At 71.0% G+C, this 24,898-nt stretch carries 25 protein-coding genes and 1 pseudogene; 15 read left to right on the plus strand and 11 right to left on the minus strand.

The genetic code is table 11. The features are described 5' to 3' along the window. Positions 1–131: 131 nt before the first annotated feature. Both ACQPYZ_RS32690 and ACQPYZ_RS32695 read left to right on the plus strand, forming a co-directional pair. The gene (locus ACQPYZ_RS32690) at positions 132–1,163 is read left to right on the plus strand and encodes a DUF695 domain-containing protein (protein ID WP_433162837.1); all 1,032 of its coding nucleotides are present in this window, start codon (positions 132–134) and stop codon (positions 1,161–1,163) included. 135 nt (positions 1,164–1,298) lie between these two features. Then, on the plus strand, positions 1,299–2,168 hold the full coding sequence (locus tag ACQPYZ_RS32695; protein ID WP_433162838.1) for a hypothetical protein: 870 nt from the start codon (positions 1,299–1,301) through the stop codon (positions 2,166–2,168). On the opposite strand, the gene ACQPYZ_RS32700 is transcribed toward ACQPYZ_RS32695, so the two are convergent. From ACQPYZ_RS32700 to ACQPYZ_RS32730, 7 genes are read right to left on the minus strand one after another with little or no spacing between them, the layout of a single operon-like run. Beyond that, complete coding sequence (locus tag ACQPYZ_RS32700) at positions 2,117–3,001, minus strand: aminoglycoside adenylyltransferase domain-containing protein (protein ID WP_433162840.1); 885 nt, start codon at positions 2,999–3,001, stop codon at positions 2,117–2,119. The two genes, ACQPYZ_RS32695 and ACQPYZ_RS32700, sit on opposite strands and share 52 nt — an antisense overlap. Positions 3,002–3,056: 55 nt before the next feature. After that, positions 3,057–3,794: an ABC transporter permease gene (locus ACQPYZ_RS32705; RefSeq protein WP_433162841.1), complete on the minus strand. Its 738-nt coding sequence runs from the start codon at positions 3,792–3,794 to the stop codon at positions 3,057–3,059. Further along, a complete protein-coding gene (locus ACQPYZ_RS32710; RefSeq protein WP_433162842.1) occupies positions 3,791–4,513 on the minus strand; it encodes an ABC transporter ATP-binding protein in 723 nt (240 codons plus the stop codon). Before ACQPYZ_RS32710 ends, ACQPYZ_RS32705 begins: the two co-directional genes overlap by 4 nt. Positions 4,514–4,554: 41 nt before the next feature. After that, positions 4,555–5,145 carry an HDIG domain-containing metalloprotein gene (locus tag ACQPYZ_RS32715; protein WP_433162844.1) on the minus strand — a complete coding sequence of 197 codons (591 nt, stop codon included), beginning with the start codon at positions 5,143–5,145 and terminating at the stop codon, positions 4,555–4,557. Beyond that, the gene (locus tag ACQPYZ_RS32720; protein WP_433162845.1) at positions 5,145–5,843 is read right to left on the minus strand and encodes a TetR family transcriptional regulator; all 699 of its coding nucleotides are present in this window, start codon (positions 5,841–5,843) and stop codon (positions 5,145–5,147) included. The genes ACQPYZ_RS32715 and ACQPYZ_RS32720 overlap by 1 nt, the downstream gene beginning before the upstream one ends. Then, a complete protein-coding gene (locus ACQPYZ_RS32725; protein WP_433162847.1) occupies positions 5,840–6,694 on the minus strand; it encodes a sugar phosphate isomerase/epimerase family protein in 855 nt (284 codons plus the stop codon). The genes ACQPYZ_RS32720 and ACQPYZ_RS32725 overlap by 4 nt, the downstream gene beginning before the upstream one ends. Positions 6,695–6,722: 28 nt before the next feature. Further along, entirely contained in the window at positions 6,723–7,655 is a 933-nt protein-coding gene (locus tag ACQPYZ_RS32730) for a Ppx/GppA family phosphatase (protein ID WP_433162848.1), read from the minus strand. Between the two features lie 87 nt (positions 7,656–7,742). Here ACQPYZ_RS32730 and ACQPYZ_RS32735 point away from each other — a divergent pair, with 87 nt between their 5' ends. After that, a complete protein-coding gene (locus ACQPYZ_RS32735; RefSeq protein ID WP_433162850.1) occupies positions 7,743–8,480 on the plus strand; it encodes a hypothetical protein in 738 nt (245 codons plus the stop codon). Here the strand turns inward: ACQPYZ_RS32735 and ACQPYZ_RS32740 are convergent. Next, on the minus strand, positions 8,398–9,423 hold the full coding sequence (locus tag ACQPYZ_RS32740) for an NAD-dependent epimerase/dehydratase family protein (protein WP_433162852.1): 1,026 nt from the start codon (positions 9,421–9,423) through the stop codon (positions 8,398–8,400). The genes ACQPYZ_RS32735 and ACQPYZ_RS32740 overlap by 83 nt on opposite strands. A gap of 68 nt (positions 9,424–9,491) precedes the next feature. On the opposite strand from ACQPYZ_RS32740, the gene ACQPYZ_RS32745 reads away from it, so the two are divergent. The 3 genes from ACQPYZ_RS32745 (at position 9,492) to ACQPYZ_RS32755 (ending at position 11,017) form a co-directional block, all read left to right on the plus strand. Beyond that, complete coding sequence (locus tag ACQPYZ_RS32745; RefSeq protein WP_433162853.1) at positions 9,492–10,121, plus strand: VOC family protein; 630 nt, start codon at positions 9,492–9,494, stop codon at positions 10,119–10,121. Between the two features lie 64 nt (positions 10,122–10,185). After that, complete coding sequence (locus ACQPYZ_RS32750) at positions 10,186–10,542, plus strand: ArsR/SmtB family transcription factor (protein ID WP_433162855.1); 357 nt, start codon at positions 10,186–10,188, stop codon at positions 10,540–10,542. Beyond that, complete coding sequence (locus ACQPYZ_RS32755; RefSeq protein WP_433162856.1) at positions 10,523–11,017, plus strand: SRPBCC family protein; 495 nt, start codon at positions 10,523–10,525, stop codon at positions 11,015–11,017. Before ACQPYZ_RS32750 ends, ACQPYZ_RS32755 begins: the two co-directional genes overlap by 20 nt. Here the strand turns inward: ACQPYZ_RS32755 and ACQPYZ_RS32760 are convergent. The 3 genes and pseudogenes from ACQPYZ_RS32760 to ACQPYZ_RS32770 form a co-directional block, all read right to left on the minus strand. Continuing rightward, a complete protein-coding gene (locus ACQPYZ_RS32760; RefSeq protein ID WP_433169812.1) occupies positions 11,014–11,586 on the minus strand; it encodes a WS/DGAT domain-containing protein in 573 nt (190 codons plus the stop codon). The genes ACQPYZ_RS32755 and ACQPYZ_RS32760 overlap by 4 nt on opposite strands. Positions 11,587–11,655: 69 nt before the next feature. After that, a pseudogene (locus tag ACQPYZ_RS32765) lies at positions 11,656–12,419 on the minus strand (wax ester/triacylglycerol synthase domain-containing protein); the annotation flags it as partial. 122 nt (positions 12,420–12,541) lie between these two features. Then, positions 12,542–13,966 carry a beta-N-acetylhexosaminidase gene (locus ACQPYZ_RS32770; RefSeq protein WP_433162858.1) on the minus strand — a complete coding sequence of 475 codons (1,425 nt, stop codon included), beginning with the start codon at positions 13,964–13,966 and terminating at the stop codon, positions 12,542–12,544. A 160-nt stretch (positions 13,967–14,126) separates the two neighbouring features. Here ACQPYZ_RS32770 and ACQPYZ_RS32775 point away from each other — a divergent pair, with 160 nt between their 5' ends. The 9 genes from ACQPYZ_RS32775 (at position 14,127) to disA (ending at position 24,885) form a co-directional block, all read left to right on the plus strand. Then, a complete protein-coding gene (locus ACQPYZ_RS32775; RefSeq protein ID WP_433162859.1) occupies positions 14,127–15,362 on the plus strand; it encodes an MFS transporter in 1,236 nt (411 codons plus the stop codon). An 11-nt stretch (positions 15,363–15,373) separates the two neighbouring features. After that, positions 15,374–16,069: a class I SAM-dependent methyltransferase gene (locus tag ACQPYZ_RS32780; protein ID WP_433162861.1), complete on the plus strand. Its 696-nt coding sequence runs from the start codon at positions 15,374–15,376 to the stop codon at positions 16,067–16,069. A 125-nt stretch (positions 16,070–16,194) separates the two neighbouring features. Then, on the plus strand, positions 16,195–16,746 hold the full coding sequence (locus ACQPYZ_RS32785; RefSeq protein ID WP_433162863.1) for a hypothetical protein: 552 nt from the start codon (positions 16,195–16,197) through the stop codon (positions 16,744–16,746). Then, positions 16,736–17,983, plus strand: coding sequence for an ABC transporter substrate-binding protein (locus ACQPYZ_RS32790; protein WP_433162865.1), 1,248 nt, complete (start codon positions 16,736–16,738; stop codon positions 17,981–17,983). Before ACQPYZ_RS32785 ends, ACQPYZ_RS32790 begins: the two co-directional genes overlap by 11 nt. Further along, the gene (locus ACQPYZ_RS32795; protein WP_433162867.1) at positions 17,983–19,755 is read left to right on the plus strand and encodes a sugar ABC transporter permease; all 1,773 of its coding nucleotides are present in this window, start codon (positions 17,983–17,985) and stop codon (positions 19,753–19,755) included. The genes ACQPYZ_RS32790 and ACQPYZ_RS32795 overlap by 1 nt, the downstream gene beginning before the upstream one ends. After that, entirely contained in the window at positions 19,752–21,068 is a 1,317-nt protein-coding gene (locus ACQPYZ_RS32800; protein WP_433162868.1) for a hypothetical protein, read from the plus strand. The genes ACQPYZ_RS32795 and ACQPYZ_RS32800 overlap by 4 nt, the downstream gene beginning before the upstream one ends. 53 nt (positions 21,069–21,121) lie before the next feature. Then, complete coding sequence (radA, locus tag ACQPYZ_RS32805) at positions 21,122–22,522, plus strand: DNA repair protein RadA (RefSeq protein WP_433162870.1); 1,401 nt, start codon at positions 21,122–21,124, stop codon at positions 22,520–22,522. Between the two features lie 151 nt (positions 22,523–22,673). Next, positions 22,674–23,612, plus strand: coding sequence for a beta-ketoacyl-ACP synthase III (locus ACQPYZ_RS32810; RefSeq protein ID WP_433162871.1), 939 nt, complete (start codon positions 22,674–22,676; stop codon positions 23,610–23,612). 178 nt (positions 23,613–23,790) lie between these two features. Continuing rightward, the gene (gene disA, locus ACQPYZ_RS32815) at positions 23,791–24,885 is read left to right on the plus strand and encodes a DNA integrity scanning diadenylate cyclase DisA (RefSeq protein ID WP_433162873.1); all 1,095 of its coding nucleotides are present in this window, start codon (positions 23,791–23,793) and stop codon (positions 24,883–24,885) included. Positions 24,886–24,898 lie beyond the last annotated feature (13 nt).

Below are 24,898 nucleotides of genomic sequence, written 5' to 3' on the forward strand. Positions count from 1 at the left end.
GATTGCCAGTGGTGTCAGCAGGTTACGCGCCTGAACGGAGCGCTCCCTAATCGTGTGTCCGGGACCACACCACCATGGTCACTGGTTCGGTCACAACCCGTGCCCGCACCCCGGCCGGGAGAGGATGCGGCATGCCCATCTTCAAGCGTCGCAAGCGCACCACCGGGGAGGCCGACCGGATCGGCGCGTTCTGGTCCTGGTGGACCGGATCCGGCGCCACGCTGGTCGCCGGCGCCGTCGCGCGACAGCAGCCCGCCGAGGCCGCCGTACTGTCCGAGCACCTCGGCCGGATCCATCCCGACCTCGAGTGGGAGCTCGGGCCAGGTCTGCACGCCGAGTACGTGCTGATCGTCACCGCCGCCGGCGACCCCGGCCTGCGGGCGACCGCGCGCCGGTGGCTGCGGGCGGCGCCGCCGTCCGACCAGACTTGGGAGTACGCCGACCTGCGGCGCCCCGGGCCGGCGGCCACGATCCGCTTCGAGGGTCTGCCGCAGATCGCGGTCGACGAGGCCGTGGTCACGACCGATCCTGAGGCGGCCGCGATCCATGTCGGCGTACATCACCCTGTCTTTCCGTCGCTGCCGGTCGACGCGCAGCGGCAGGTGACCTTCCTGATACTCGACCTGGTGCTGGGCGAGGAGATGGTCGAGACGTGGGTCGGCGCGATCGAGCCGCTGTCGGACGCGCCGGCCGACGGTTCGCCGATCTCGACGCTGCTGCCGACGGTCGCCGCGTTCGCGGGCGAGCACACGCTGGCGGACGGGAGTCCCGCGTGGAAGATGCTCGAGGGGACGCGCGCCGGTCAGCGGATCATCGCGACCGCCGAATATCCGCTGCGGTCGATCCGGCGGCCGCAGCTGGACACCCACGCGGCCGTGTCGATCGGCTATCCGGTACGTCGCGAGGACGGCCTGCCCGAGACGGAGATGCTCGACGAGCTCCGCCAGTTCGAGGACCACCTCACCGACCGCCTCGGCGGCTCCGGCAACCTCCTCGCCCACGAAACCACCGCCGGCATCCGCACGCTGCACTACTACGTCGACGGCACGACCCCCGCCGGCGAACAACTCCGAGCCGCCACCACCGGCTGGCCCCACGGCCGGGTCACCGTCTCCGTAACCCCCGACCCCGCCTGGACCAACGTCTCCCACCTCGCCGGGTAATCCCCCACGCGCCCGGTTGTTCGTCTGGTGGTCGGCAACTAAATCGGGGGTGGGGGTGTCTATACCCGCGAGTCGACGTACCGATGAGAGGTGGGGGACATGCGGAAGTTGCCGGTTGCTTTAACCATGTTGGCTGTGACCGCGGGGCTGGTCGTCAGCCCGGCGGCGGCGAGTGCGAAGACGCAGAATGCCGCGGCCTGTGCGATGAATCTCGGCTCCGTGACGGCCGGGGGTGACCAGGTGCTGCAGCGGATCACCGCGACCACCCCGCCGACCGCCGGGGCTCGTGCCGTCACGCCGAACGTGTACGCCGACGGGGCAGCACGGCTCAGCGGGTCGTTCGTGAACGAGTCCGTGCCGACCGGGTCCAGCCGGTACGGGCGGGTCGTGCTCGGCGATGCGATGTACCAGCACTGGCTCGAGCTCGGCACGAACGGTGCGGTCAAGTCGTCGAAGCTGGCGCGGATCGGCGGCGGCTGGAGTGCGTTCACCGACTTCGAGCACTCGTCGTTCAACGACAACCCGACGCATCCGCGCACGTACGAGTACGCGCTGCGCAACGACGGCGTACTGTTCCGCTGGGTGGTCGGCGACGCCGGCGGCTGGCAGGCGTACGGCTCGGCGCCCGGGTTCGCGGCGGTCAAGTCGATGACGCTGATCAGCAAGGCGGCGGCGTACGACACCTTCCTCGCGAACACCCGCGGCGGCGCGCTCTACACCATCCGGATCCCGGTCAACACCGCGATGAAGCCGGTCGTCACGAAGGTCCGCACGGCCACCTGGCAGGGCTTCGAGCACCTGGTCGCCGGCCAGTGCGGCAACTACGGAACCGTTGTCGTCGGCATCGACAAGGACACCGGCTCGGCGTACCTGTACACCTTCGGCCACGCCGACGGCCCGAGCACCTCGATCACCGGCCACGGCAAACTCCCCGGCACCTACGCCGACCCCACCTACTTCCGCTGGGCACCCCCAGTCAAATCCGACTGGCTCTTCGGCGAGTGATCGTCGAGCGCGGCACGGATCGTGTCGCGGAAGTTCAGTAGGGCGGGGTGATTCCAGGGGTGGCCGTCGGTGGGGCGTTCGGTGGGGGTGACGGGGCGGGTGCTTCGGTAGCAGGTGAGGGCTTGGTCGATGAGCGGGTGGTGTTGGGGCGGTAGGTTCGCTCGGGCCCAGGGAACGGCTTCTTCTTTGCTGAGGACGGTTCCTGGGCCGAGGGCGCGCGTTGCCAGGACGCGGCAGGCGTTGAGTACGCCGTAGTACGGCGACGCGAGGATCTCGTCGCCGGCGAGGATGTCGTCGAGGTCGGCGGTGATGGCTGCGAGGTAGTCGCCGTACGGGACGGAGGCGAAGACGTCTGCCGGGGGTGGGCCGCTCACGGTCGCACCGCGGTGGCGGGTGACGGTGAGGTGGGCGGCGAGGTCCGGGTCTTGGTGGGTGGCGGTGTAGTCAACGTCGCCGGCGAGGATCCTGGCGGTCCAAGCAGCCGAGTAATGCACCTCGAACGGCCTTGGGTGTTGGTGATTCGCCGCTTGGTCTTCGGTGAGGACCGACAGCTCGAGGTCGCCGACGATGGGTCGGTGTGCGGCGCGGTGGGCGAGTGTCTGTGCGACGTGCTCACGCTCGGCCGGGGTCAGTGTTTCCGGGACGACCACCAGGACGTCCACGTCGCTCTTTGCCCGGTAGAAGCATCCCATCGCGAGCGAGCCGTGCACGTAGACGCCGACGGGCCGCAGACCGGTCGCATCCAACGTGTCGACAACGTAGGCCCGGACATCCGGATCGCAGTCACCCCACGCCTGAGCCCGACCAGGCGGATGCGGGACAAGAGCCTCCATGCCGACTCACCTTAGGCGGCACAGTCTCTTCACGCACAGGAGTTTGGGGGTGAACTCAGGCTGTGCGGCGGCGGAGGGTGGCGGCTCCTAGGGTGAGGGCGGCGAGGATGAAGGCGAGGACGACGAGGGCGTCGGTGCCGGCGCCGGTGGTGAAGCCGTTGCCGGCGGCAACGCTCGTGACGGCGTCGACGGCGTACGACAGCGGCAGGACGTCGCTGATCGCGTGCAGGACGCCGGGCAGCTGATCGCGGGGAATGAGCAGGCCACACAGCAGGATCTGCGGGATCATCACGGCCGGCATCATCTGCACCGCCTGGAACTCGGTCGCCGCGAAGGCGCTCGCGAAGAGCCCCAGCGCCGTACCGAGGACACCGTCGAGTACGGCGACCACGCCGAGCTGCCACGCGGCGCCCTGGACGTCGAGATCCAAGGCGTACAAGGCGATCGAGACGACCACGAGCGCCTGGACGACGGCGATCAGCGCGAACGCCAGCGCATACCCCAACAGGAAGTCGAGCTTCCCCATCGGCATCGTGAACAGCCGGGACAACGTGCCCGACGACCGCTCGCGCAACGTGGCGACCGACGTGACGACGAACATGATGATCGCCGGGAAGACCGCGAGCAGCGGCCCGCCGAAGCGGTCGAACGTCGCCGGCGAGTCGACGAACATCCACCACATCAAACTGACCAGCAACGCCGGCAGCACGACCAGCATGGCGACGGTCCGATGGTCGCGGCGCAGTTGGGCGAGCACGCGCGCGGCGACGGCGAAGGTGACCCGGGGCGTCATCGCGAACCTGCCTTCTGTTCGATGAGGGTGAGGAACACCTGCTCGATGTCGTCGGTTCCGACCGCGTCGAGCAGGGCTTGCGGGGTGTCGTCGGCGAGCAGGTCGCCGTCGCGCATGAGCAGCAGCCGGTCGCAGCGCGACGCCTCGTCCATCACGTGACTGGAGACGAGCAGCGTCGAGCCGGCGTCCGCCAACGAGTGGAAGAGGTTCCACAGGTCGCGCCGGAGCACCGGGTCCAGACCGACGGTCGGCTCGTCCAGCACCAGGAGCTCGGGGTTGCCGAGCAGCGCCGCGGCCAGCGAGGCCCGGGACCGCTGACCGCCGGACAGACGATCGACGCGTACGTCGGCATGCGACCGCAGATCCACCGCGTCGACGACCCGGTCGACGTCGTCGGCCGGCACCCCGAGGACGGCGGCGAAGAAACGCAGGTTCTCCGAGACGCTCAGGTCGCCGTACACGCTCGGCTCCTGGGTCACGTACCCGATCCGGCCGCGCAGCTTGGGCGCACCCGCCGGCTGGCCGAGGACCGACACGTCGCCGGTGACCTTGGCCTGCAGTCCGACGATCGCCCGGATCAGCGTCGTCTTGCCGCACCCGGACGGGCCGAGCAACCCGGTCACGGTCCCGGCGCGGAGGTCGAACCCGACCCCGTGCAGGACCTCCCGGTCGCCGCGGACCACCACGACGTCCCGGCAGCTCACCGCGTTTTTCATCATGTGATGAATTTAGAACCTGAGCCGTCGCGTTGGCAAGAGGTTCAGATCACCGAGTGGCCGCTCTGCGAGCTCAGGGACTCCAGGTCCGGGTCGCCGTACCGCTGCCGCAGCCGGCCGAACGTCGTCACCTTGTCCGCACCCCACCGCGCGACCAGGGCCGAGTACGCGTCGCCGGACACGAAGACCGGCGGCGTGCGCTTGCTGTGGAACTTGTCCGCGTACAGGACGAGCTCCTCCTCCGGCGTCCCGGGCACGTAGTCGTCGACCGGGATCGGCAGCGCTTGCCGCCGTACGTCGTCCCGCGTGAGACCGACCCCGGTGTGCCGGGAGCAGAAGCGGGCGAGTTCATCGGGGAAGCCGAGGTCGTGGAGCAGTTCGTGCCCGAGTACGCCGTGCCGGATGTAGCCGACCGAGTCGAGTACGCCGGAGTCGTCGTACAGCCGGTAGACGCCGATGTCGTGCAGCAGACAGCCCGCCCGGACGAGATCGCCGTCGACGTCCAGTCCGGGAAGGAACTGCTCGGCGATCCGGCAGACGAGTTCGCAATGCACGAAGACGGACTCGAAGGCCCCGCGGGTGGGTGCGTGATCGCGATGCAGGGCGCGGAGCTCGCGGTCGGTCGGGAGCTGCATTAGCCCGTCAGGTGATGTTGCAGCACCGGGGCCAGCCGGTCGATCAGGGTGCCGAGCTCGGCGGACGCGATCGGCTCGAGCTCGATCAGGTAGCGGGCCATCGCGACGCCGATCAGTTGGGTCGCGGCCAGGCCGACGCGCAGGTGGGCGTCGGGGGTGTCGAGGAAGCGCGACACCGGCTGGATGATCATCTGGCCCATGCCTTCACGCATGATCCGGGCCACCGCGTCGCTGCTCACCACACTGCGGATGATCGCCTTCATCCTCTGCTGGCCGTCGGGCGACTCCCAGACCCCGAGGAAGACGGTCGCGATCCGGCGGCCGAGCTCGTCCGCCGGGCCGTCCATGATCTGCGCCGCGACCTGGCGGGGATCCACCGGCAGGGCCATCGACTCGATGAACAGCTCGTCCTTGCTGCCGAAGTAGTGGTGCACCAGGGCCGCGTCCACGCCGGCCTCGCGGGCGATCGCACGGATCGAGGTCGCGGTGAAACCCTTGTCCGCAAAGGAGTCCCGGGCCGCCCGCAGGATCTCCCCGCGCGTGTCCGGCCCGCCCGGCCGCCGCCCCTTCCCCACTCCCCGGCCCGCCGAGCCGCCGCCCTCCACGGCGCCGGCCGTCCCGGTTCCGGACGCCGGTGTGCCGGCCGCCGCGGTACGTCGGCCCGCCGGCGACGGACCGTCGGTCGCGGACTTCGTCATCGGGTGAGCTCCGAGATCTCCCCCTCGGGGGTGACCGCGAACGAGGACCGGCGGGAGGACGAGCGGACGAAGTGCTTGCGGGTGAACTCGAGCGACTCGACCAGGTCGACCTCACGCTCGGACCGGCTGGTCGCCCGGCGGGTGTTGATCTCGATGATGATGTGCCCGCGGAAGTCCTGGTTCGCGAGGTTGTGGAGCAGGTCCGCGGCCCGCTGGGTCCCCCGGCCCGGCACCAGGTGCTCGTCCTTCGCCGACCCCGTCCCGTCGGTCAGGTGGAGGTGCGTGAGGCTCTTGCCCATCGTCTCGGCGAGCTCGACGCAGTCCTGCTCGGCGGTCGACGAGTGCGACAGGTCGAGGGTGGTGTGGGCGTAGTCCTGCTCGGTCGGGTCCCAGCTCGGCGCGTACGCCTGCAGGCCGCGGCCCGGCGCCCGCCACGGGTACATGTTCTCGACCGCGAAGATCACGCCGGTCTCGTCCTCGAGCCGGGCGATCCCGTCGACGAAACCGCGCGCGTAGTCGCGCTGCCAGCGGAACGGCGGGTGGACGACGACCACGTCCGCGCCGAGCACCTTCGCGGCCTCGGCGCTGCGCTCCAGCTTCTCCCACGGGTCGGTGCCCCAGACCCGCTGCGTGATCAGCAGACACGGTGCGTGGATCGCCAGCACCGGCAGTTGGTGGTAGTCGACCAGTCGCTGGACCGCGTCGATCTGGGTGCTCAGCGGGTCGATGCCGACCATCACCTCGACGCCGTCGTACCCGAGCCGGGCCGCAAGCTCGAACCCGCTGGCCGTCGACTCGGGGTAGACAGACGCGGTCGACAGGCCGATCCGGGCGGTCTTGCTGGTGCTCATCTGGTGCCTTCGCGGTGGTTCGACAGGTTCATCGGGGTTGCAGCTGGTCGAGCCGGGACAGGATGACACCCTCCCGCAGCGCCCAGGGACAGACCTCGAGCGACGGCAGGTCGAACAGGTCCATCACCGCGTCCGCGACCAGCGCGCCGGCGAGCAGTTGGGACGCCCGGCCGGCCGACACCCCGGGCAGCTCGGCCCGCTCGGCCGTGGACATCTTGGTCAGCTTCGGCATCCACTGGGCCAGGTCGTCGCGGTCCAGCCCACGCGGCACGTACGGCCCCTCGTCCGACGGCGCGGCCCCGCAGATCCTGGCCAGCGAGCGGAACGTCTTGCTGGTGGCGACCGAACGCTGCGGCTTGCCGGCCCGCAGTACCCTCCCGGCCACCGCGGCCATCTCCATCCGGATCCGCTTGCGCAGCGCCCGGACCTCGTCCTTGTCCGGCGGGTCCGAGGTCAGGGCCTCGCGGGTCAGCCGGCCGGCGCCGAGCGGGACCGACACCGCGACCGTCGGCTCCTCGTCGGACCCGGCCGCGATCTCCAGCGAACCGCCGCCGATGTCGAACACCGCCAGCCGCCCGGACGACCAGCCGAACCAGCGGCGGACGGCGAGGAACGTCAGCCGGGCCTCGTCCTCGCCGGTCAGCACCTGCAGGTCGACGTCGGTCTCCTGGCGGACCCGGTCCAGCACCGCCAGGCCGTTCGGCGCCTCGCGCAGGGCGGAGGTGGCGAACGCGAGCACCGACTCACAGCCCTTGTCCTCGGCCAGCACCGAGGCCTCCTTGACGAACGAGAGCAGCCCGTCGGCCCCGGACGAGGCGATCTTGCCGTCCTTCGCGAGGTGCTCGGCCAGCCGCAGGTCGGCCTTGTGCGAGTACGCCGGCAGCGGCGCGGCACCGCGATGCGCGTCCACCACGAGCAGGTGGACGGTGTTGGATCCCACGTCGAGTACGCCGAGCCGCATACCCTCACGCTACTGGACCACGAGAAGCCGGGCGCGTTCCGGAGTCGCCGTTCACAGTTGCCGGGCTCGGGCGCGTACGCTTTCCAGGTGCCTGAGGTTTCTCTCGATTTTCCCCGTGCCTGGGTCGAGTTCATCGACCCCGAGGACCCCGACCAGGTCTTCCGCTGCGACCTGACCTGGCTGACGTCCAACTGGACCTGCATCTTCGGCGGCGGCTGCCGGGGCATCTACAAGGGCCGGCCGAACGACGGCTGCTGCACGCTCGGCGCGCACTTCTCCGACGCCGACGACGAGAAGCGGGTGAAGGCGTACGTCAAGGAGCTGACCAAGGAGGACTGGCAGTTCCGCAAGGAGGGCCGGAAGAACGGCTGGGTCGAGACCGACGACGACGGTGACCGCAAGACCAGGGTCTGGGACGGCGCCTGCATCTTCCTGAACCGGCCGGACTTCCCCGGTGGCGGCGGATGCGCGCTGCACGGCCTGGCCCTGAAGAGGGGCGTGCACTTCGTCGAGACCAAGCCGGACGTCTGCTGGCAGCTGCCGATCCGCCGGACCTTCCGCGAGGTCGAGCGCCCGGACGGTACGACGTACACCGAGGTCGGCATCGGTGAGTACGACCGGCGCGGCTGGGGTCCGGGCGGGCACGACCTGGACTGGTACTGCACCGGCAACACCGAGGCTCACATCGGCGTCGAGGCCGTCTTCGAGTCCAGCAAGGTGGAGCTGCAGACGCTGATGGGTCTCAAGGCGTACGACGTCCTGGCGACGTACTGCCGCGAATACCTGGAGGCCGGCCGGCTCCTCCCGCACCCCGCTTCTCAGTGATCTTGCCGTTGTCCACCAGCCAGCTGACGCCGGCCAGCGCGGCGTCGAGCGCGGAGTAGCGCGGCCGGAAGCCGAGTAGGCGCGCGGCCTTCTCCATCGAGCAGTGCGGGCTGTGGGCGATGTGGTCGTAGGTCGCGGCCGCGTCGCGTTCGGAGACGGTCTTGCGCCACTCGTCCCAGGGCAGGAAGCCGAGCTTCGCGTCCTGGCCGAACCACTCGGCGACCCCTTCGGCGTACCCACGCAGCGTCATCGCGCCTTCGGCGACGGCGTGGAAGCTCTCGCCGGTCGCGACCGAGTGGTTCCGCAGCGCGGCGAGGAACATGCCGGCGACATCGGCCGCGTGCACGTGCTGGACGGTCTCGAGGCCGAGGTTCGGCAGCAGCAGTTCGTCGCCCCGGGCAAGCTTCTCGAAGACACCGAGGTCGAGGTTGGCGGCCGGATTGATCGGCGTCCAGCCGGGACCGCTGATGTGGCCGGGGTGGATCAGCGTGACCGGCAGACCGTCGCGGCGGGCGCGGTCGAGCAGGTAGGTCTCGATCGCGGCCTTCTGGATGCCGTACTCGCCGAACGGCCGGCGGGGAGTGTCCTCACGGGTCGGCACCTGGCCACTCGGACCGTGGATCCAGATGGTGCCGCAGTGCAGCAGGTGCTGGATCCTTCCCTGCACCGCCTCGGCGAGCTGACGGGTGCTGTCCTCGGTGAACGAGATCAGGTCGACGACGACATCCGGCTCCAGTTCCGCGACCCGTCCGCCGAAGCTGCCCGCGGCATCCTCCGTCTCCCGGTCGACCTGGATCGTCCGCACCCGCGACCAGGCTCCGTCCGACCGGTACGGCGACCGCTCGCCGCGACTGAGGACGACGACCTCGTGACCGAGCCGGACCAGCTCCGGGACCAGGTACGTACCGATATGACCGGTGCCTCCGACGACGACTGTGCGCATGCAGCCGAGGGTAGTCCGCGACACCCCCGGATCGGCGACTGTCGGTGGTCGGGGACAGAATGACTGGCATGCGTCTTGATCATCTTTCGTACGCCTGCGGGCCCGACGGGTGCGAGGCGACGCTCGAACGGCTGTCCGCCCTGCTCGGCGCCGAGTTCGTCGACGGCGGGGTGCACCCGCGGTTCGGCACCGTGAACCACGTCCTCCCGCTGGAGAACGACCGCTACATCGAGGTCGTCGACGTGCTCGACCACCCGGCCTCGGACAAGGCGCCGTTCGGCCAGGCGGTGCGCGCCCGCAAGGCGCTCGGCGGCGGCTGGCTCGGCTGGGTGGTGGCGGTCCGCGACATGGAGCGGATGGAGAAGCGCCTCGGCCGGGAGGCGGTGCCCGGCAACCGGCACCGGCCGGACGGGGTGAACCTGACCTGGCGGCAGATCGGCGTCAAGGGCCTGATCGCCGACCCGCAACTGCCGTTCTTCGTGCACTGGGACGACCTGACCCAGCACCCGTCGGTCGGCGGCAAGGGCATCCGGCTGACCTCGCTGGAGATCGCCGGCGACCCGGCGCGGGTGACCGACTGGATCGGGCATCCGGCCGACCATCTGCTCGACGACCTGGACGTCGACTGGCGTCCCAACGGCCAGCCCGGTCTGGTCTCCGCCGTCTTCGAGACCCCGTCCGGCACGGTCCGGCTGTAGGTCCCGTTCGGCTGATCCCGCATGGTCTTGACCCAGTGGTCGCGCAGGCCTAACGTACAACCAAATGGTTGTAGATGAGCAAGTGGTGGACCGGTTGCTGCAGGCGCTGGCCGACTCGACCCGGCGGGACATCGTCCGCCGGTGCCTGGCCGGCGAGGCGTCGGTGTCGCGGCTCGCGGAGGCCTATCCGATGAGTTTCGCGGCGGTGCAGAAGCATGTCGCCGTCCTGGAGCGGGCCGGGCTCGTCAGCAAACAACGCAGTGGCCGGGAGCAACTGGTGAGGACCGACGTCGACGCCGTACGGCGGGCGCGCGAGGCGCTCGACCGGCTCGAGGCGACCTGGCGTGGACGGGTCGACCGGATGTCGGAGCTGCTCACCGAGACAGAGGGGAACCGGAACGATGAGCGTGATCAGCGTTGACAAGGACTTCGACGCACTGACCCTGACCGTGATCGCCGACTTCGCCGCACCCGCGGAGCGGGTGTGGAGGCTGTGGGCCGACCCGCGGCAGCTGGAGCGCTGGTGGGGACCGCCGTCGCACCCGGCGACGGTGATCGACCACGACCTGACGCCCGGCGGCGAGGTCACGTACTACATGACCAGCCCGGAGGGTGAGAAGTTCCGCGGCTGGTGGCGGTTCACCGAGGTCGACCCGGTCACGTCGCTGGAGTTCCTCGACGGGTTCGCGGACGCCGACGGCAAACCGGTCGAGGGCATGCCGGTGAACACCGTCCGGATGCGACTGTCGGCGCACGACGGCGGCACCCGGATGGAGCTGCGGTCGGTGTTCGACTCGCGCGAGCAGATGGACCAGCTGATCGGCATGGGCATGGCCGAGGGTCTGGAGCAGTCGGTCGGCCAGATCGACGCACTGCTCGCCCAGCCAACTGGCTAGTGGATGTTCTCCAGCTCGGCGAGGGACGTCTCGAGGTGGACGAGCAGCCGCTGGAGGTGTGGGACCGTCCGGCGGCAGCCGATCAGGCCGAAATGCAGGTGGTGGTCGTAGCTCGTCACGCTGATGTTCAGCGCCTGACCGTTCAGCACGATCGACGCCGGGTACATGCCGAGCAGGCGCGAGCGGTTCCAGTACAGCGGACCCTCGGCCGGTCCGGGCACGTTGGAGATGACCAGGTTGTACGGCGGCATCGTCCGGCCGGCCATCCCCGGGAGCACGGCCGCCGGCCCGGCGACACCGAAGCCGACGGCGCCGATGATCAGGTTCTGCAGGGGGCTGAGCGCGGACAGCACGCCTTTGCCGTAGCTCGTCGACGCCATGATGCGGCGGATCCGGCGGTCCGGGTCCGCCTCGTCGGTGGCGAGGTCGGCGACCATCGTGCTCAGCGAGTTGGCACCGCCGGGCGCGTCGGCCCGGCCGCGCAGCGACACCGGCACCATCGCCGTCATCGCCTTGTCCGGCAGGGCGTTCAGCTCGAGCAGATAGTTGCGCAGGGCACCTGAACACATCGCCAGCAGGACGTCGTTGAGGGTCGCGCCGGTGATCGCGCGGACCTTCTCCAGGCGTTCGATCGGCCACGACTGCGCGGCGAACCGGCGGGCGCCGGTGATCGGCCGGTTGAGGACGGTCCGCGGCGCCTGGAACGGCACGGTCGTGTGCAGGAGGCTCTTCAACGCCACCGGCGTGAGCCCGGCGAGGTCCGCGAGCAGGCGGCCGGCCCCGCCGACCGTCTGAGCGGCCGCGCCGATCGCCCGCGCCGGGAGGTCCGCGAGCGACCCGGGCGCTCCGACGCCACCGGCACCCGGCACGGCGTACGTCGCGGGCATCCCCGACCGGCCGGGGTCGGTGGTCAGGGTGTCCTGCATCCAGCGGAGGGCGGTCACGCCGTCGAGCAGCGAGTGGTGGATCTTGCTGTAGAGCGCGAACCGGCGGCCTCGACGCCCTCGATCAGGTGCATCTCCCACAGCGGCCGGTGCCGGTCGAGCAGCGTCCCGTGCAGCCGGCTGGTCAGCTCGAACAGCTCGCGGTACCGCCCGGGCCGGGGCAGCGCGGACAACCGCACGTGGTACTCGAGGTCGATCTCGCCGTCCGGCTCCCACGACCAGTAGCCGAGGTCGCGCGGCCGGTTCCGCACCCGGCGGGCGAACAGCGGGTTGACCGACGGCGCGGCGACCATCTCGTGGTACAGCCGCGACAGGTAGTCCCGGGACCCTTCCGGGAACACGTGGTCGCGCCCGGCCCCCTCGGGCAGCTCGAACAGCATCAACCCGCCGACATGCATGGGCTGCTCACGGCTCTCCCCGAGCAGGAACATCGCATCCAGCGGCCCCACGACGGTCATGGCCCCTCCCGCTCCGGCCTGGGTGGCTGACGACTCATCGTGGTCACCCGGCACCCAGGCCGTCTACCCCTCCAGGTAGCGCTTACGGAGAATTGTCGTCCCCCGCCTGCCTACAACCGGGGCTAGTCGAGCGGGCGGTAGTTGACGCCGAGGCGTTCGATCCGGGTCAGGTGCGGGCGGAGGCGGGTGAGGAACTCGTCGTACGACGTCCGCGGCGAGCCCCAGGCCCGTTCGGCGAACGCGGACAGCCGCGGCAGCAGCATGTAGCCGACCTGCTCCGGCCCTTCCATGTACTCGGTCCAGATCTGGCACTGGGTGCCGACGATCCGGGCCTCCTCCTCGGCCGACAGCCCAGCCGGGATCACCTCGAAGTCGTAGACCTTCTCCAGCGGGATGAACCCGCCGATCGCCAGCGGCTCGGTCGACGGGTCGCCCTGGTAGTAGTCGAAGTACACCGACTCGCACGGCGCCATCACGGTGTCGTGGCCGGCCTTCACCGCGACCTCGCCGCGCTGGGCGCTCCGCCACGCCATGATGACCGCGTCCTTCGGGCAGTCGGTCTCGACCATCTCGTCCCAGCCGACCAGCCGACGGCCCTCCTCGGCGAGCACCTCGGCAACCTGCGCGGTGAACCACCCCTGCAACTGGCTCGGCTCGCTCAGGCCGAGCTCGGCCTGACGCTTCTGGGCCGCGTCCGCCTCGCCCCACTGGACCGCCGGGCACTCGTCGCCGCCGAGGTGGATGTACGGGCTCGGGAAGATCTCCAGGACCTCGCGCAGCACGGTCTTCACGAACTCGACGGTCTCGTCGTTGACGTTCAGCACGTCGTCGCTGATCCCCCAGATCTGCCGGACGCCGAGCTGGTTCTCGGGGAAGTTGCCGAGCTCCGGGTACGCCGCGATCGCGGCCTGCATGTGCCCCGGGAGGTCGATCTCCGGGACCACGGTGATGCCCCGCTCGCCGGCGTACGCGACGATCTCGCGGAGCTCGTCCTTGGTGTAGAAGCCGCCGTGCCGGACGCCGTCGTAGGTGAACTCGGTCTGGTGGTGGGTCATCTTCCCGACCATCGACTGGTCCCGCCACGCACCGATCTCGGTGAGCTTCGGGTAGGCGTCGATCTGGACCCGCCAGCCCTGGTCGTCGGTGAGGTGCAGGTGCAGCACGTTCAGCCGGTGCAGGGCGATCACGTCGATGATCCGCAGGACGAAGTCCTTCGGCATGAAGTGCCGGGCGACGTCGAGCATCATCCCCCGCCAGCCGAACCGCGGCGCGTCCGCGATCCGCACGGCCGGCACCGCGACCTTGCCGTCCTCGGCCGGCTCGGCGGCGTCCAGCAGTTGCTCGTACGTCGTCTCCGCGTGCCGCAGCGCGTCCTCGGAGCCGGCCGAGAGCCGGGCGCCGTCCGGGGTGACGTCGATGCGGTACTCGGTCTCACCGAGGTTCTCCACCACCGTCCGGACCGCCTCCGCGGCCGGATCCTCGGCGATCCACCGCCCTTCGGTGGCGGTGAGCTCGCGGGGTGCAGGGACGATCGCGATGTCGGGCATCGGGACTCCAAAGGGAGGGTCGAGTTACGTCAGATCGATCCTATAAGCGCGGATCGGCGGACGTCCATGCTCGAAAATGCGTGCAACCCACAAACTGGGAACGATGGCGAACACCCGAACTGAGCTGCCTTCCCGGTCAGGGAGATGAGAAGGTGAGCCCGTGACCGTCGACCAGAGACCCGCCGACCTGCAGCGAACCACCCTGAAGGTCCTGGTCACCAGCAACGCGCTCGGCGGCGTGGCCACAGCGAGCGGGTTCGCCGTTGCCGGCCTGCTGGCCGAGAACGTGTCGGGCTCGACCTCGATGGCCGGGCTGGTCGCCACCTCGACCACGCTGGGCGCCGCGCTGCTCGCCGTACCGCTGGCCCGGCTGGCGCGCTCGCACGGGCGCCGAGCGTCGCTGACCACCGGCTACCTGATCGCCTTCGCCGGGGCGCTGCTGACGATCGTCGCCGCCCAGGTGGGCTCGCTCGCACTGCTGCTGTTCGCCGGTTGCCTGTTCGGCAGCGGGTCCGCCTCCAACCTGCAGTCCCGGTACGCCGCCACGGACGCGGCCGACCCGGATCGCATCGCCCGCTCGCTGGCCGTGGTCGTCTGGGCGACCACGATCGGCGTGGTCGTCGGCCCGAACCTGACCGGGATCGGCGGCTCGGTCGGCGAGGCCGCCGGCCTGATCGCGCTCGCCGGTCCCTACCTCTTCTCCGTGGTCGCCTTCGGGGTGAGCGCCGCGATCGTCTGGCTCGGGATGCGCCGGTTGCAGCAGTTCCGGCCGAAGGGCGCGGTCGAGCGCCAGCCGCTCGTGGCGACGTTCCGGCAGGTCGTGGCCGTCCCGCACGCCCGGCTGGGCCTGCTGGCGATCGCCACCGCGCACGCGGTGATGGTCGGCGTGATGTCGATGACTTCGGTGCACCTGACGCACCACGGAGCTTCGTTGACGATCGTCGGGTTCGTCCTGAGCGGTCACGTCGCCGGTATGTTCGCGCTGTCGCCGGTGACGGGCTGGCTGGCCGACCGGCTCGGCCGGGTGCCGACCATCGGGATCGGGCTGGCGGTGCTCGCGATCGCGATGACGCTCGCCGCGCTCGCTCCGGACGAGGCGCACGGCCTCACCGGGGTGGCGCTGTTCCTGCTCGGTCTCGGCTGGTCCTGCTGCCTGGTGGCCGGCTCGACGCTGCTGTCCCGCTCCGTCCCCGAAGACATCCGCACCTCGGCCCAGGGCCTGTCCGACCTCACCATGGGCATCCTCGCCTCGATCGCGGGCATCGCCTCCGGCCCGATCCTGGCGTACTTCGGTTTCCACTGGCTGGCCGTGGTCTGCGGCCTGCTGCTGATCCCCGTCGCGGTGCTCGCGGCCACCACCAAGCCGATGCCCATAGCAACGATCAGCGTGGATTAGGGTCAGACACCGTGAGTATCGCGGACGGCGGGATCCCGAGTCCCAACATCTGGCAGCACCCGGCGGTCTACGAGATCGAGAACCGGGCGGTGGACCCGCACGGCGTGATCGAGCCGGCGATGCGGGCGATCCGGGACTGGGCCGGCGCCACCGTGCTCGACATCGGCTGCGGCACCGGGTTCCACCTGCCGAAGTTCGCCGCGACCGCGGCCCGGGTGATCGGCGTCGAGCCGCACGGCGGCCTGGCCGAGGCCGCCCGCCGCCGGACGCGCGCCGTACCGAACGTCGAGGTCCGCCAGGGTACGGCGCAACGCCTGCCGGTGGCGGACGCGTCGGTCGACGTGATGCACGCGCGCTGGGCGTACTTCTTCGGCCCGGGCTGCGAGCCGGGGCTGGCCGAGCTGGACCGGGTGATGCGCCGCGGCGGGACGGCGTTCGTGATCGACAACGACGGCAGCCGGTCGACGTTCGGGCGCTGGTTCAGCGACGCCTACCCGAAGATCAAGGCACCGGTGGTCGAGCGGTTCTGGAGCGCGCGCGGCTGGCAGCGGACGCCGTTGGACATGGGCTGGCGGTTCGAGAGCCGGGCCGACTTCGAGGCGGTGGTCCGGATCGAGTTCACCCCCGCCGACGCCGACCGGATCATCGCGTCGTACCCCGGCACCGAGGTCGACTACGCGGTCAACCTGTGGAGCCGGACCTTCTGAACGCTTTCAGCAGGATGGGCTCAACATTCTGAAGGAGGCACGCGGCGACGGCTGCGGACGGCCCTGGAATCCCCATAGGGTTGACGGACCACTCGACGGGGCCACTGGGGAGGCGCCAGCCACGGATGGACGGACTGCTGCTCGAACACGTACCCGGTCTGCCCGCGAGAGTCCTGATCGAGGTGGGCGAGCAACGAGCCGTGGTGGTGCCCACCGCGGCTGCGGCCCGTCGGCTGGCCGACGTGGTGCTCGGCGAGGAAGACCCGCCTGACGAGGCCGTCGTCAAGGCGGGCGGACCGATCCGGCTGGTGCCCGCGGAAGGCGGACTGCTCCCGCATCTGACCGTGCTCGGCAACGTCGTCCACGGACATACCGTGGCGCATCGGGTGACCCGTCAGGCGGCCGAGCTGCAGAGCACCCAGACCGCGAAGTGGTGCGGCCTGGGCGACGTACTCGATCGTCATCCGCACGAGATCACGCCCGGCCGGCGCCGACTGGCCGGTGTGGCCCGGGCACTCCGCGCGGAACCGCGGGTGATCGTCCTGGAGGACGCGGGCGGCCTGCCGACGTGGGGATCGCTGCTCGCCCTGCACCCCAACCCGGAGCTCAAACGAGCCGCACTGGTGCTGATCACCACCGATCCGGAGCGTACGACGGGCTTCGACGATGCGACCTAGTCGCCGGGTGATCCTCGGGACGGCGGCAACATTGGCGGTCGCGGGATGCTCGAGCGACGTCCTCGGATTGCGTCGCGGTGTGCGCGTCGCGGTCAGCTGGAGCGGACAGGAGTTGCGGGCGTTCCACGACGTCCTCGACGGCCTCGGCGAGCTCGGGTACCCGGTCGAGGTCGTGCCCCTCGGCGACGACATTTCGACCGCGTTCGGTGCGCGTCCGACCCGCCGGCCGGACATCGTGATGCTCCCGCAGCCCGGGCTGGTGCCACGCCACCTCGACGACCTCGAGCCGATCCCGGACGACGTCGCCGACCGCGGCCGGGCCCGGCTCTGGGCCGAGTTGCTGGTGCACGACGGGACGACGTACGGGGTTCCGTTCAAGACGGCGCACAAGTCGGCGGTCTGGTACCGGCCGTCGGTGTTCCGGGAGGTCGGCGTACGACCGCCGCGGTTGTGGTCGGAGTGGCTTGACCTCAACCGGTCGCTGACGTCCGCCGGCGTACGGCCGCTCTCACTGGCCGCCGGTGACGGCTGGGTGCTGACCGACTTCTTCGAGAACGTACTGCTCGGCACAGCTCCCGCTGTCTACGCAGCCCTCGCGACAGCGGACCACCCACAGCCGTCGCGGCAGTCCCAGACCGCTGCAGCGCTTCGGCTCCTGGGCACGGTGTGGTCGGCGCCGGGTGTGCTGGCGGGCGGTGTGGAGCGGTCACTCGTGCAGCAGTTCCCGGACGCGATCGTCGAGGTGTTCGGCCATCGCCGCGCGGCCATGGTGCTCGCCTCGGACTTCGCTGAGCCGGTGGTGCGGTCGTTCGCCGCGGACCCTGGCGACGTCGGCCTCTTCACCTTCCCGCCGCTCGCGCCGGGTGCGGCCGCGCCGGTCGTCGTCGGCGGAGACGTGATGGTGCTGCCCAAGCCGTCCTCCGACGACGCCCTCGACCTGGTACGACGCCTGGCCGCACCGGCCGCCGTGGACCCATGGGTGCAGGAGGGCGGTTTTCTGGTCGACGGGCGGACGTCCGGCTACTCGCCCGAGCTCACGCTGCTGGCGAAGCAACTGTCCGGGACGGACGGTCTGCTGCAGTTCGACCTGTCCGACCGGCTGGGCCGGCTCGGTGACATCAACGGACTGTGGCGGGTGCTCACCGACTTCCTCGTCCGCGTCGGCGGTCGCGGCAGTGACGTCGTACCGGCTGCGGTGGACGCGGCGATGACCGAGCTGCGGACGGTGGAGAGCTGATGGGCCTGCACAGCAACGGCCTGTCGCTCGAGATCGTCGGCCGCGAAGTGAGTGGCCGTCCGGTCCCCGGCAAGCCCCGACGGGCCGGCGGACCGTACCTGCTCGGCCTGCCCGCCCTGTTGCTGAGCTGCCTGCTGCTGGTCCCGATCGGGGTGACCGTGGTCGCGGCGTTCCGGACACCGAGCGGCTTCGGCGTCGGCAACTTCGCGGTGATGGCCGACCCCGACGCATTACGGGCCGTCGGCAACAGTCTGGCCTGGGTCGCGGTCGCGCTCGGGCTGGTCGTGGTCGGGTTCTTCCTTGCGCTGGTGAGCTACCGGCTGCCCGGGCTGACGTCGTTCCTGCAGCCCGCACTGGTCATCCCGTTCGCCGTCTCTGTGCTGGTGTCAGGAGCGACGTTCCGGCTGATCTTCGACCCCGCCCCCGAGCGCGGCACGGTGACGGCGGTCTGGACCCAGCTGTTCGGGTCGAGTCCGGTGTGGCTCGGTCCCGGCCTGGTCTGGCTGGTCCTGGTGTCCGCCTTCGGCTGGACCTGGCTCGGGTACGTCGTCTCGTTGTTCCGCGCCGGTCTGGACGCCATCCCGGACGACGTGAGCCGGACGATCGCGGCCGAGGGGGTCACCGGCTGGCGGCGGCTGTTCGCGCTGGAGATCCCGCTGCTGCGGCCGATCACCGGGGTTGTCACGTTGACGCTCGTGATCGCGGCCGTCCGGGTGTTCGACCTGGTGCTGATCGTCGTCCCCGGGCCGATGCAGCGGTCGGCCGACGTACTCGGGCTGAACTGGTGGCGTGCGACCACCACGGGAGACGATCCGGGTCGTACGGCGGCGCTCGGGGTCGTGCTGTTCGCGATCGTGGCGGCTGTCGGGGTGGTCGGCGTCCGCGGGTTGCGTCGGCGCAGCTGGGCGATGCCGGTGGCCGTCGTACCGCCGGACCCGTCGCTCGGTCGGCCGAAGCCGAGCAAGCGGGTACGGCGGATCGGATGGACCGCCGGGTTCGCGGTCAGCCTGGTGTGGATCCTGCCCGCGGTGGTGCTGGTTGCCACCGCACTGCATTCACCACGTGAGGCCGGGCTGCGGGGATGGTGGTCGCCGTCGGGACTCGGGTTCTCGTCGTTCACCGCTGCCGCGAATGTCGGGTTGTTCCGGGCGTTGCTGTCCACGGTGCTCATCGCCGGTGCGGCCACGGTGGTGCTGCTGGTGATCGCCGTACCGACGGCCTATCTGGTCGCGTGGGGCGGCCTGCCGCAGTGGCTGGGTCGCGTGGTGATGTCCGTGTTCGTGGTGCTGGCCGTGACGCCGGTGCAGATGTACGCCGCTCCGTTGCGGGATGCGATCGGTGCAGCAGGGTTGGCCGGATCGCGGATCGCCCTCGCGTTGGTGCATGCGGCGGCCGGCCTGCCGTTCGCCGTGCTGTTGCTGCGGTCCGCGTTCGCGTCGGCTCCACCGGCGTTGGTTTCCGAGGCATTGCAGGGCCCTGCGCGTCAGAGCGCCGTACTGGCGACCGTGCAGCGGACCTACCGGCCTGCGTTGGTCGCCGTTGCGGTGCTGGAGTTCGCGCTGGTGTGGAACGACTTCATCGTGGGCTTCCTGATCAGCGGCCCTGGTACGACGCCGTTGTCGCTGGTGCTGTGGGGTGAGGCCAGGCAGTTCTCCGCGTCGGCCGGGACCGTCGCCGCGGCCGGTGTGGTCGCGTCCGTCGTACCTGTGGTGCTGATGCTGACGTTCTGGCGGACTGTGGTGCGCGGACTGACCGCGGGGAGCAGGCCATGACCGAACCGCAGTCCGAGGCAGACAGGCGCCCTGAGGACAGGGACCGGCAGAATCGCCGGCGGGGTGGGTTCTTCGGCGTCGCCGCGCTCGCGTGGGCCCTGCTGTCCGGACTGGTCGGCGACCAGTTGTCGGCGAGCCTCGACAGCGGCGGCTGGGTCCAGGTGGCGGGGTACATCGTCACCGGCGCGCTGACGCTGATCTGCGCGATCTACTACCTGCCGACCGGCCTGCATGCGTTGCGGCGGTGGCGGCGGGGTGGCCTGGACTCCGCACCGGCTCCTGAGCTCCACGCCGCGGCCGAAGAGGCGGAGACCTGGTTGGTCAGGCTCGGTTCGGGGTCAGGCGGGATGGCCGCGGCGGAGTGGTTCGCACTGAACGAGTCGTGGCTGCGGGAGCTGCTGGAGACCGAGAAGGCACGGCCCGAGACCGCCGACGACCTCGCGCGCATCTGCGACGCGCTGGAGGTCTGGTACCTGCGCAGGTACGAGCCCGGCGCGCTGCTGGCGTTGAGCGAGTTCCTGACCGTGGTCGCGGACGCGAGCGGACGACGGGACCTCGCCGAACTCGCTGCCGCCCGCGCGGCCACGGCGTACCGGCTCATGGGCGACCTGGCCGCCGCCAGCACAGAGCTCGGCAACTCCGACGACGTCGCGACCCACGGTCGTACGGCGGCCGCGCTGACGACCCGCCGGCAGGTGGAGCGCGCGCTGCTGAACCTGGAGCGGGCCGACCAGGCGCCGGCCGGCAACGACCGCGAGGAGGCCGTCCTCAACGCCCGGGACCGGCTGGACGACGCCCGCCGGAGCCAGCCAGGTCCCGACCTGGCCGCCGATGTGGCGATCTCCGTCAACCTCGCGATCGTGCACCTCTATCAGCAGGACCCGGAGAGCGCCCTCGACCACCTGCGGACGGCGGCTGCCCGGGCCACCGCAGCCGGAGACTTGAGCGGTCACGCGCACGCCATCGAACTGCAGGGCGTGGCCGCCTGGATGCAGCGCAGCCCGGTCGAGGCCGAGAACTGGTGGCGGCACGCCGAGCACCTGTACGCCGAGATCGACGAACGCGAGGGCCGAGCACGCTGCCTGCAGCACCTGGGCTCGGCCGCCGTGGTCGCCGGCCGACTCGACGACGCCCGGGAACTCCTCGAGCAGGGTGCGATGCTGCGGCAGTCCGAGAGCGACCTGTTGACGAAGTACCTCCACGCCGCCCGCCGGACCGGCGAACCACCGGTGGTCGTCGAGGACGAGCGCGGGCACGTCGCGGTCAGCTGGATCCGGCGCCGGCTCGCGCGGCTGCGCGGGCACTTCCGCTGAGCCTGTGGACGAGTCGCCGGGATTTGTCGGCAGCTTCGCCTAGGTTGTTCGCCATGGCGAAGGCTGCGGGGAGCACGAAGGGGAAGCCGGCGTTCGCGTGCAGCGAGTGCGGGTGGACGTCGGCGCGGTGGATCGGGCGGTGCGGTGAGTGCCAGGCCTGGGGCACGGTCGCCGAGGTCGGTGCGCCCAAGGCCGCCCGGATCACCGCCGGTCCGGTGTCCTCGCCCGCGATGCCGATCGCCAGGGTGTCCGCGATCGAGGCCGAGTCCCGCCCGACCGGGATCGGCGAGCTCGACCGCGTGCTCGGCGGCGGCGTCGTACCGGGTGCGGTGATCCTGCTCGCGGGTGAGCCGGGGGTGGGGAAGTCGACGCTGCTGCTGGAGGTCGCGGCGCAGTCGGCCCGGCGCGGTCAGCGCACGCTGTACGTGTCTGGCGAGGAGTCCGCGGCCCAGGTCCGGTTGCGGGCCGGCCGGACGGACGCGCTCGTCGACGAGCTGTACCTCGCGGCCGAGACCGACCTGTCCGCGGTGGTCGGGCAGGTCGAGGCGGTCGAGCCGTCGTTCCTGGTGATCGACTCGGTGCAGACGATGGCGCATCCCGAGGTCGAGGGCGCGCCGGGTGGCGTGACCCAGGTCCGCGAGGTCACCGGCGCCCTGGTGCGGCTGGCGAAGGAGCGGCACATCGCGGTCGTCCTGGTCGGGCACGTGACCAAGGAGGGCGCGATCGCCGGGCCGCGGATGCTCGAGCACCTGGTCGACGTCGTGCTGGCCTTCGACGGCGACCGGCACTCCGGCTTCCGGATGGTCCGCGCGACGAAGAACCGGTTCGGCCCGTCCGACGAGGTCGGATGCTTCGACATGGTCGACACCGGCATCGTCGAGGTGACCGACCCGACCGGCCTGTTCGTGTCCGAGCACGCCGAGCCGGTCGCGGGCACGTGCGTGACCGTGATGATGGAGGGCCGGCGGCCGCTGCTCGCCGAGGTCCAGGCGCTGGTCGGGCCCTCCGTCGCACCCCAGCCCCGCCGGACCACCTCGGGGCTCGAGTCGTCCCGGGTCTCGATGGTCCTCGCCGTCCTGGGCAACCGGGTCGGGCTCAAGCTGACCGACCAGGAGGTGTACGTCGCCACCGTCGGCGGCGTGAAGATCGCCGAGCCGGTCGCCGACCTCTCGGTCGCGATCGCGGTCGCCTCGTCGGTGATGGACCGGCCGATCCACCCGGGCCTGATCGCGATCGGCGAGGTCGGCCTGGCCGGTGAGGTGCGCCGGGTCGGCGGCCTGGAGAAACGGCTGGCCGAGGCCGCGCGGCTCGGGTTCACCAAGGCGATCGTGCCCGCCGACGTGCCCAACCGGGGCAAGGAGCTGAAGCCGATGGACATGCAGGCCAAGTACGGCCTGCGCGTCTTCGCCGCCCCCGACCTGCCGTCCGCCCTGCTCGCCGCCGGCCTCACCTGAGGCTCCCGGCCGGGTTGTGTCGCGGGCCACACCACGAGACGCGGCATCCCGGCGGGCGCGCGGGGAACGTACGCTGGGGACGCCCCCCGCCGGGTTCAGCGTGGAACCTGGGATCTCACCGGCTCGCCCCGGTTGACCGCAGGAGCCACAGATGACCGGATCCAGAGTTGTCGCGCTCGGCCACTACCAGCCCGAGCGGGTGCTCACCAACGACGAGCTCGCCACCATGGTGGAGACCAGCGACGAGTGGATCCAGAGCCGGGTCGGCATCCGCGAACGCCGGATCGCCGCGCCCGACGAGCAGGTCGACGAGATGGCCTGGCGGGCGGCCGAGAAGGCGGTCGCGAACGCCGGCATCGACACCGCCGAGATCGACTTCGTCGTGGTCGCCACCTGTACGGCGATCGACCGCTCCCCCAACATCGCCGCCCGGGTCGCCCGCCGGCTCGGCCTCGGCACCCCGGCCGCCCTGGACGTGAACACCGCCTGCTCGGGGTTCGCGCACGCGCTGGCGACCGCCGACCACGCGATCCGTGCGGGCGCGGCCTCGAAGGCGCTCGTGATCGGCGTCGAGAAGCTGAGCGACTTCACCGACTGGACCGACCGGACCACCTGCGTGCTGATCGGCGACGGCGCCGGCGCGGCCGTGGTGGTCGCGAGTGACGAGCCCGAGGTCGGCCCGGTGGTCTGGGGTTCGGTGCCGGAGATGTCCGACGCGGTCCGGATCGAGGGGCCCGAGGCGAAGTTCGCGCAGGAGGGCCAGAGCGTCTTCCGCTGGACCACCACCCAGCTGCCGGTGATCGCGAAGCAGGTCTGCGAGAAGAGCGGGATCGCCCCCGAGGACCTCGGCGGTGTCGTCCTGCACCAGGCCAACCTGCGCATCATCGAGCCGCTCGCCAAGCGCCTCGGCGCGGTCAACGCGGTGGTCGCCAAGGACGTCGTCGAGTCCGGCAACACCTCGGCCGCGAGCATCCCGATCGCGCTGTCGAAGCTGGTCGAACGCCGCGAGATCCCGAGCGGCGCGCCGGTGCTGCTGTTCGGTTTCGGCGGCGGCCTGTCCTACGCGGGCCAGGTCATCCGCTGCCCCTGAGCGCGCGGCCGCCGGTCCGATCGGGCCGGTTTCACGCGGGAGCACGGCCTGCACGGGCCGGGTGCACGGGCGTTTGCACGCGCACGTGCAAGCGCGACCGCGTCGCGGGCCCGCCGCGGTGCGCCCGCCGGGGACTTCGGGCCCACGCGGTGCGGACAACGGCATAGACTCAGTCACCGTGGCCCCGAATTCCGACAAGAACAGCACCGGCGCCCGGATGCGCGCGACCCTCGCGGCGGTGGCACCGGGTACCGAACTGCGCGAAGGCCTGGAACGGATCCTGCGCGGGCGTACCGGCGCCCTGCTGGTCCTGGGTCACGACAAGACGGTCGACGCGATCTCGACCGGCGGCTTCGAGATCGGCGTGGAGTTCACCGCCACCGGGCTGCGCGAGCTGAGCAAGATGGACGGCGCGATCGTGCTCGACCGTGACGCCACCCGGCTGATCCGGGCCGCCGTCCACCTGATGCCGGACCCGTCGATCGAGACCGACGAGACCGGCACCCGGCACCGCACCGCCGACCGGGTCGCCCGGCAGACCGGCTTCCCGGTGATCTCGGTCTCGCAGTCGATGCACATCATCGCGCTGTACGTCGACGACCAGCGCTACGTGCTGGAGGACTCCGGCGCGATCCTGTCCCGCGCGAACCAGGCCCTGGCCACTCTCGAGCGGTACAAGCTGCGGCTCGACGAGGTGTCCGGCACGCTGTCCGCGCTCGAGATCGAGGACCTGGTCACGGTCCGGGACGTGGCCGCGGTCGCGCAACGGCTGGAGATGGTCCGGCGGATCGCGACCGAGATCGACGGGTACGTCGTCGAGCTCGGGACGGACGGCCGGCTGCTCACGCTGCAGCTGAACGAGCTCGTCGCCGGGGTCGCCGGCGAGCGTGAGCTCGTGGTCCGCGACTACCTGCCGCCGGCCACCGGCCGCAGGGCGAAGACGGCGGACGACGTCCTGCTCGAGCTGGACGCGGTCAGCCCGGCCGATCTGCTGGACATCGGGCAGGTCGCGCGGGCGCTGCAGCTCGGCGGCGCCGAGCAACTGGATGCTGCCGTCACCCCGCGTGGGTACCGGCTGCTCGCCAAGGTGCCGCGGCTGCCGGGGGCCGTGATCGACCGGCTGATCGATCACTTCGGGCATCTGCAGAAGTTGCTCGCGGCAAGCATCGACGACCTGCAGACGGTCGAGGGCGTCGGCGAGAACCGGGCTCGCACCGTCCGCGAAGGCCTGTCCCGGCTGGCGGAGTCCAGCATCCTCGAGCGCTACGTCTGACCGCCGGCCCGAC

The sequence above is a fragment of the Kribbella sp. CA-247076 genome (assembly GCF_050942445.1).
Lineage (GTDB): Bacteria > Actinomycetota > Actinomycetes > Propionibacteriales > Kribbellaceae > Kribbella.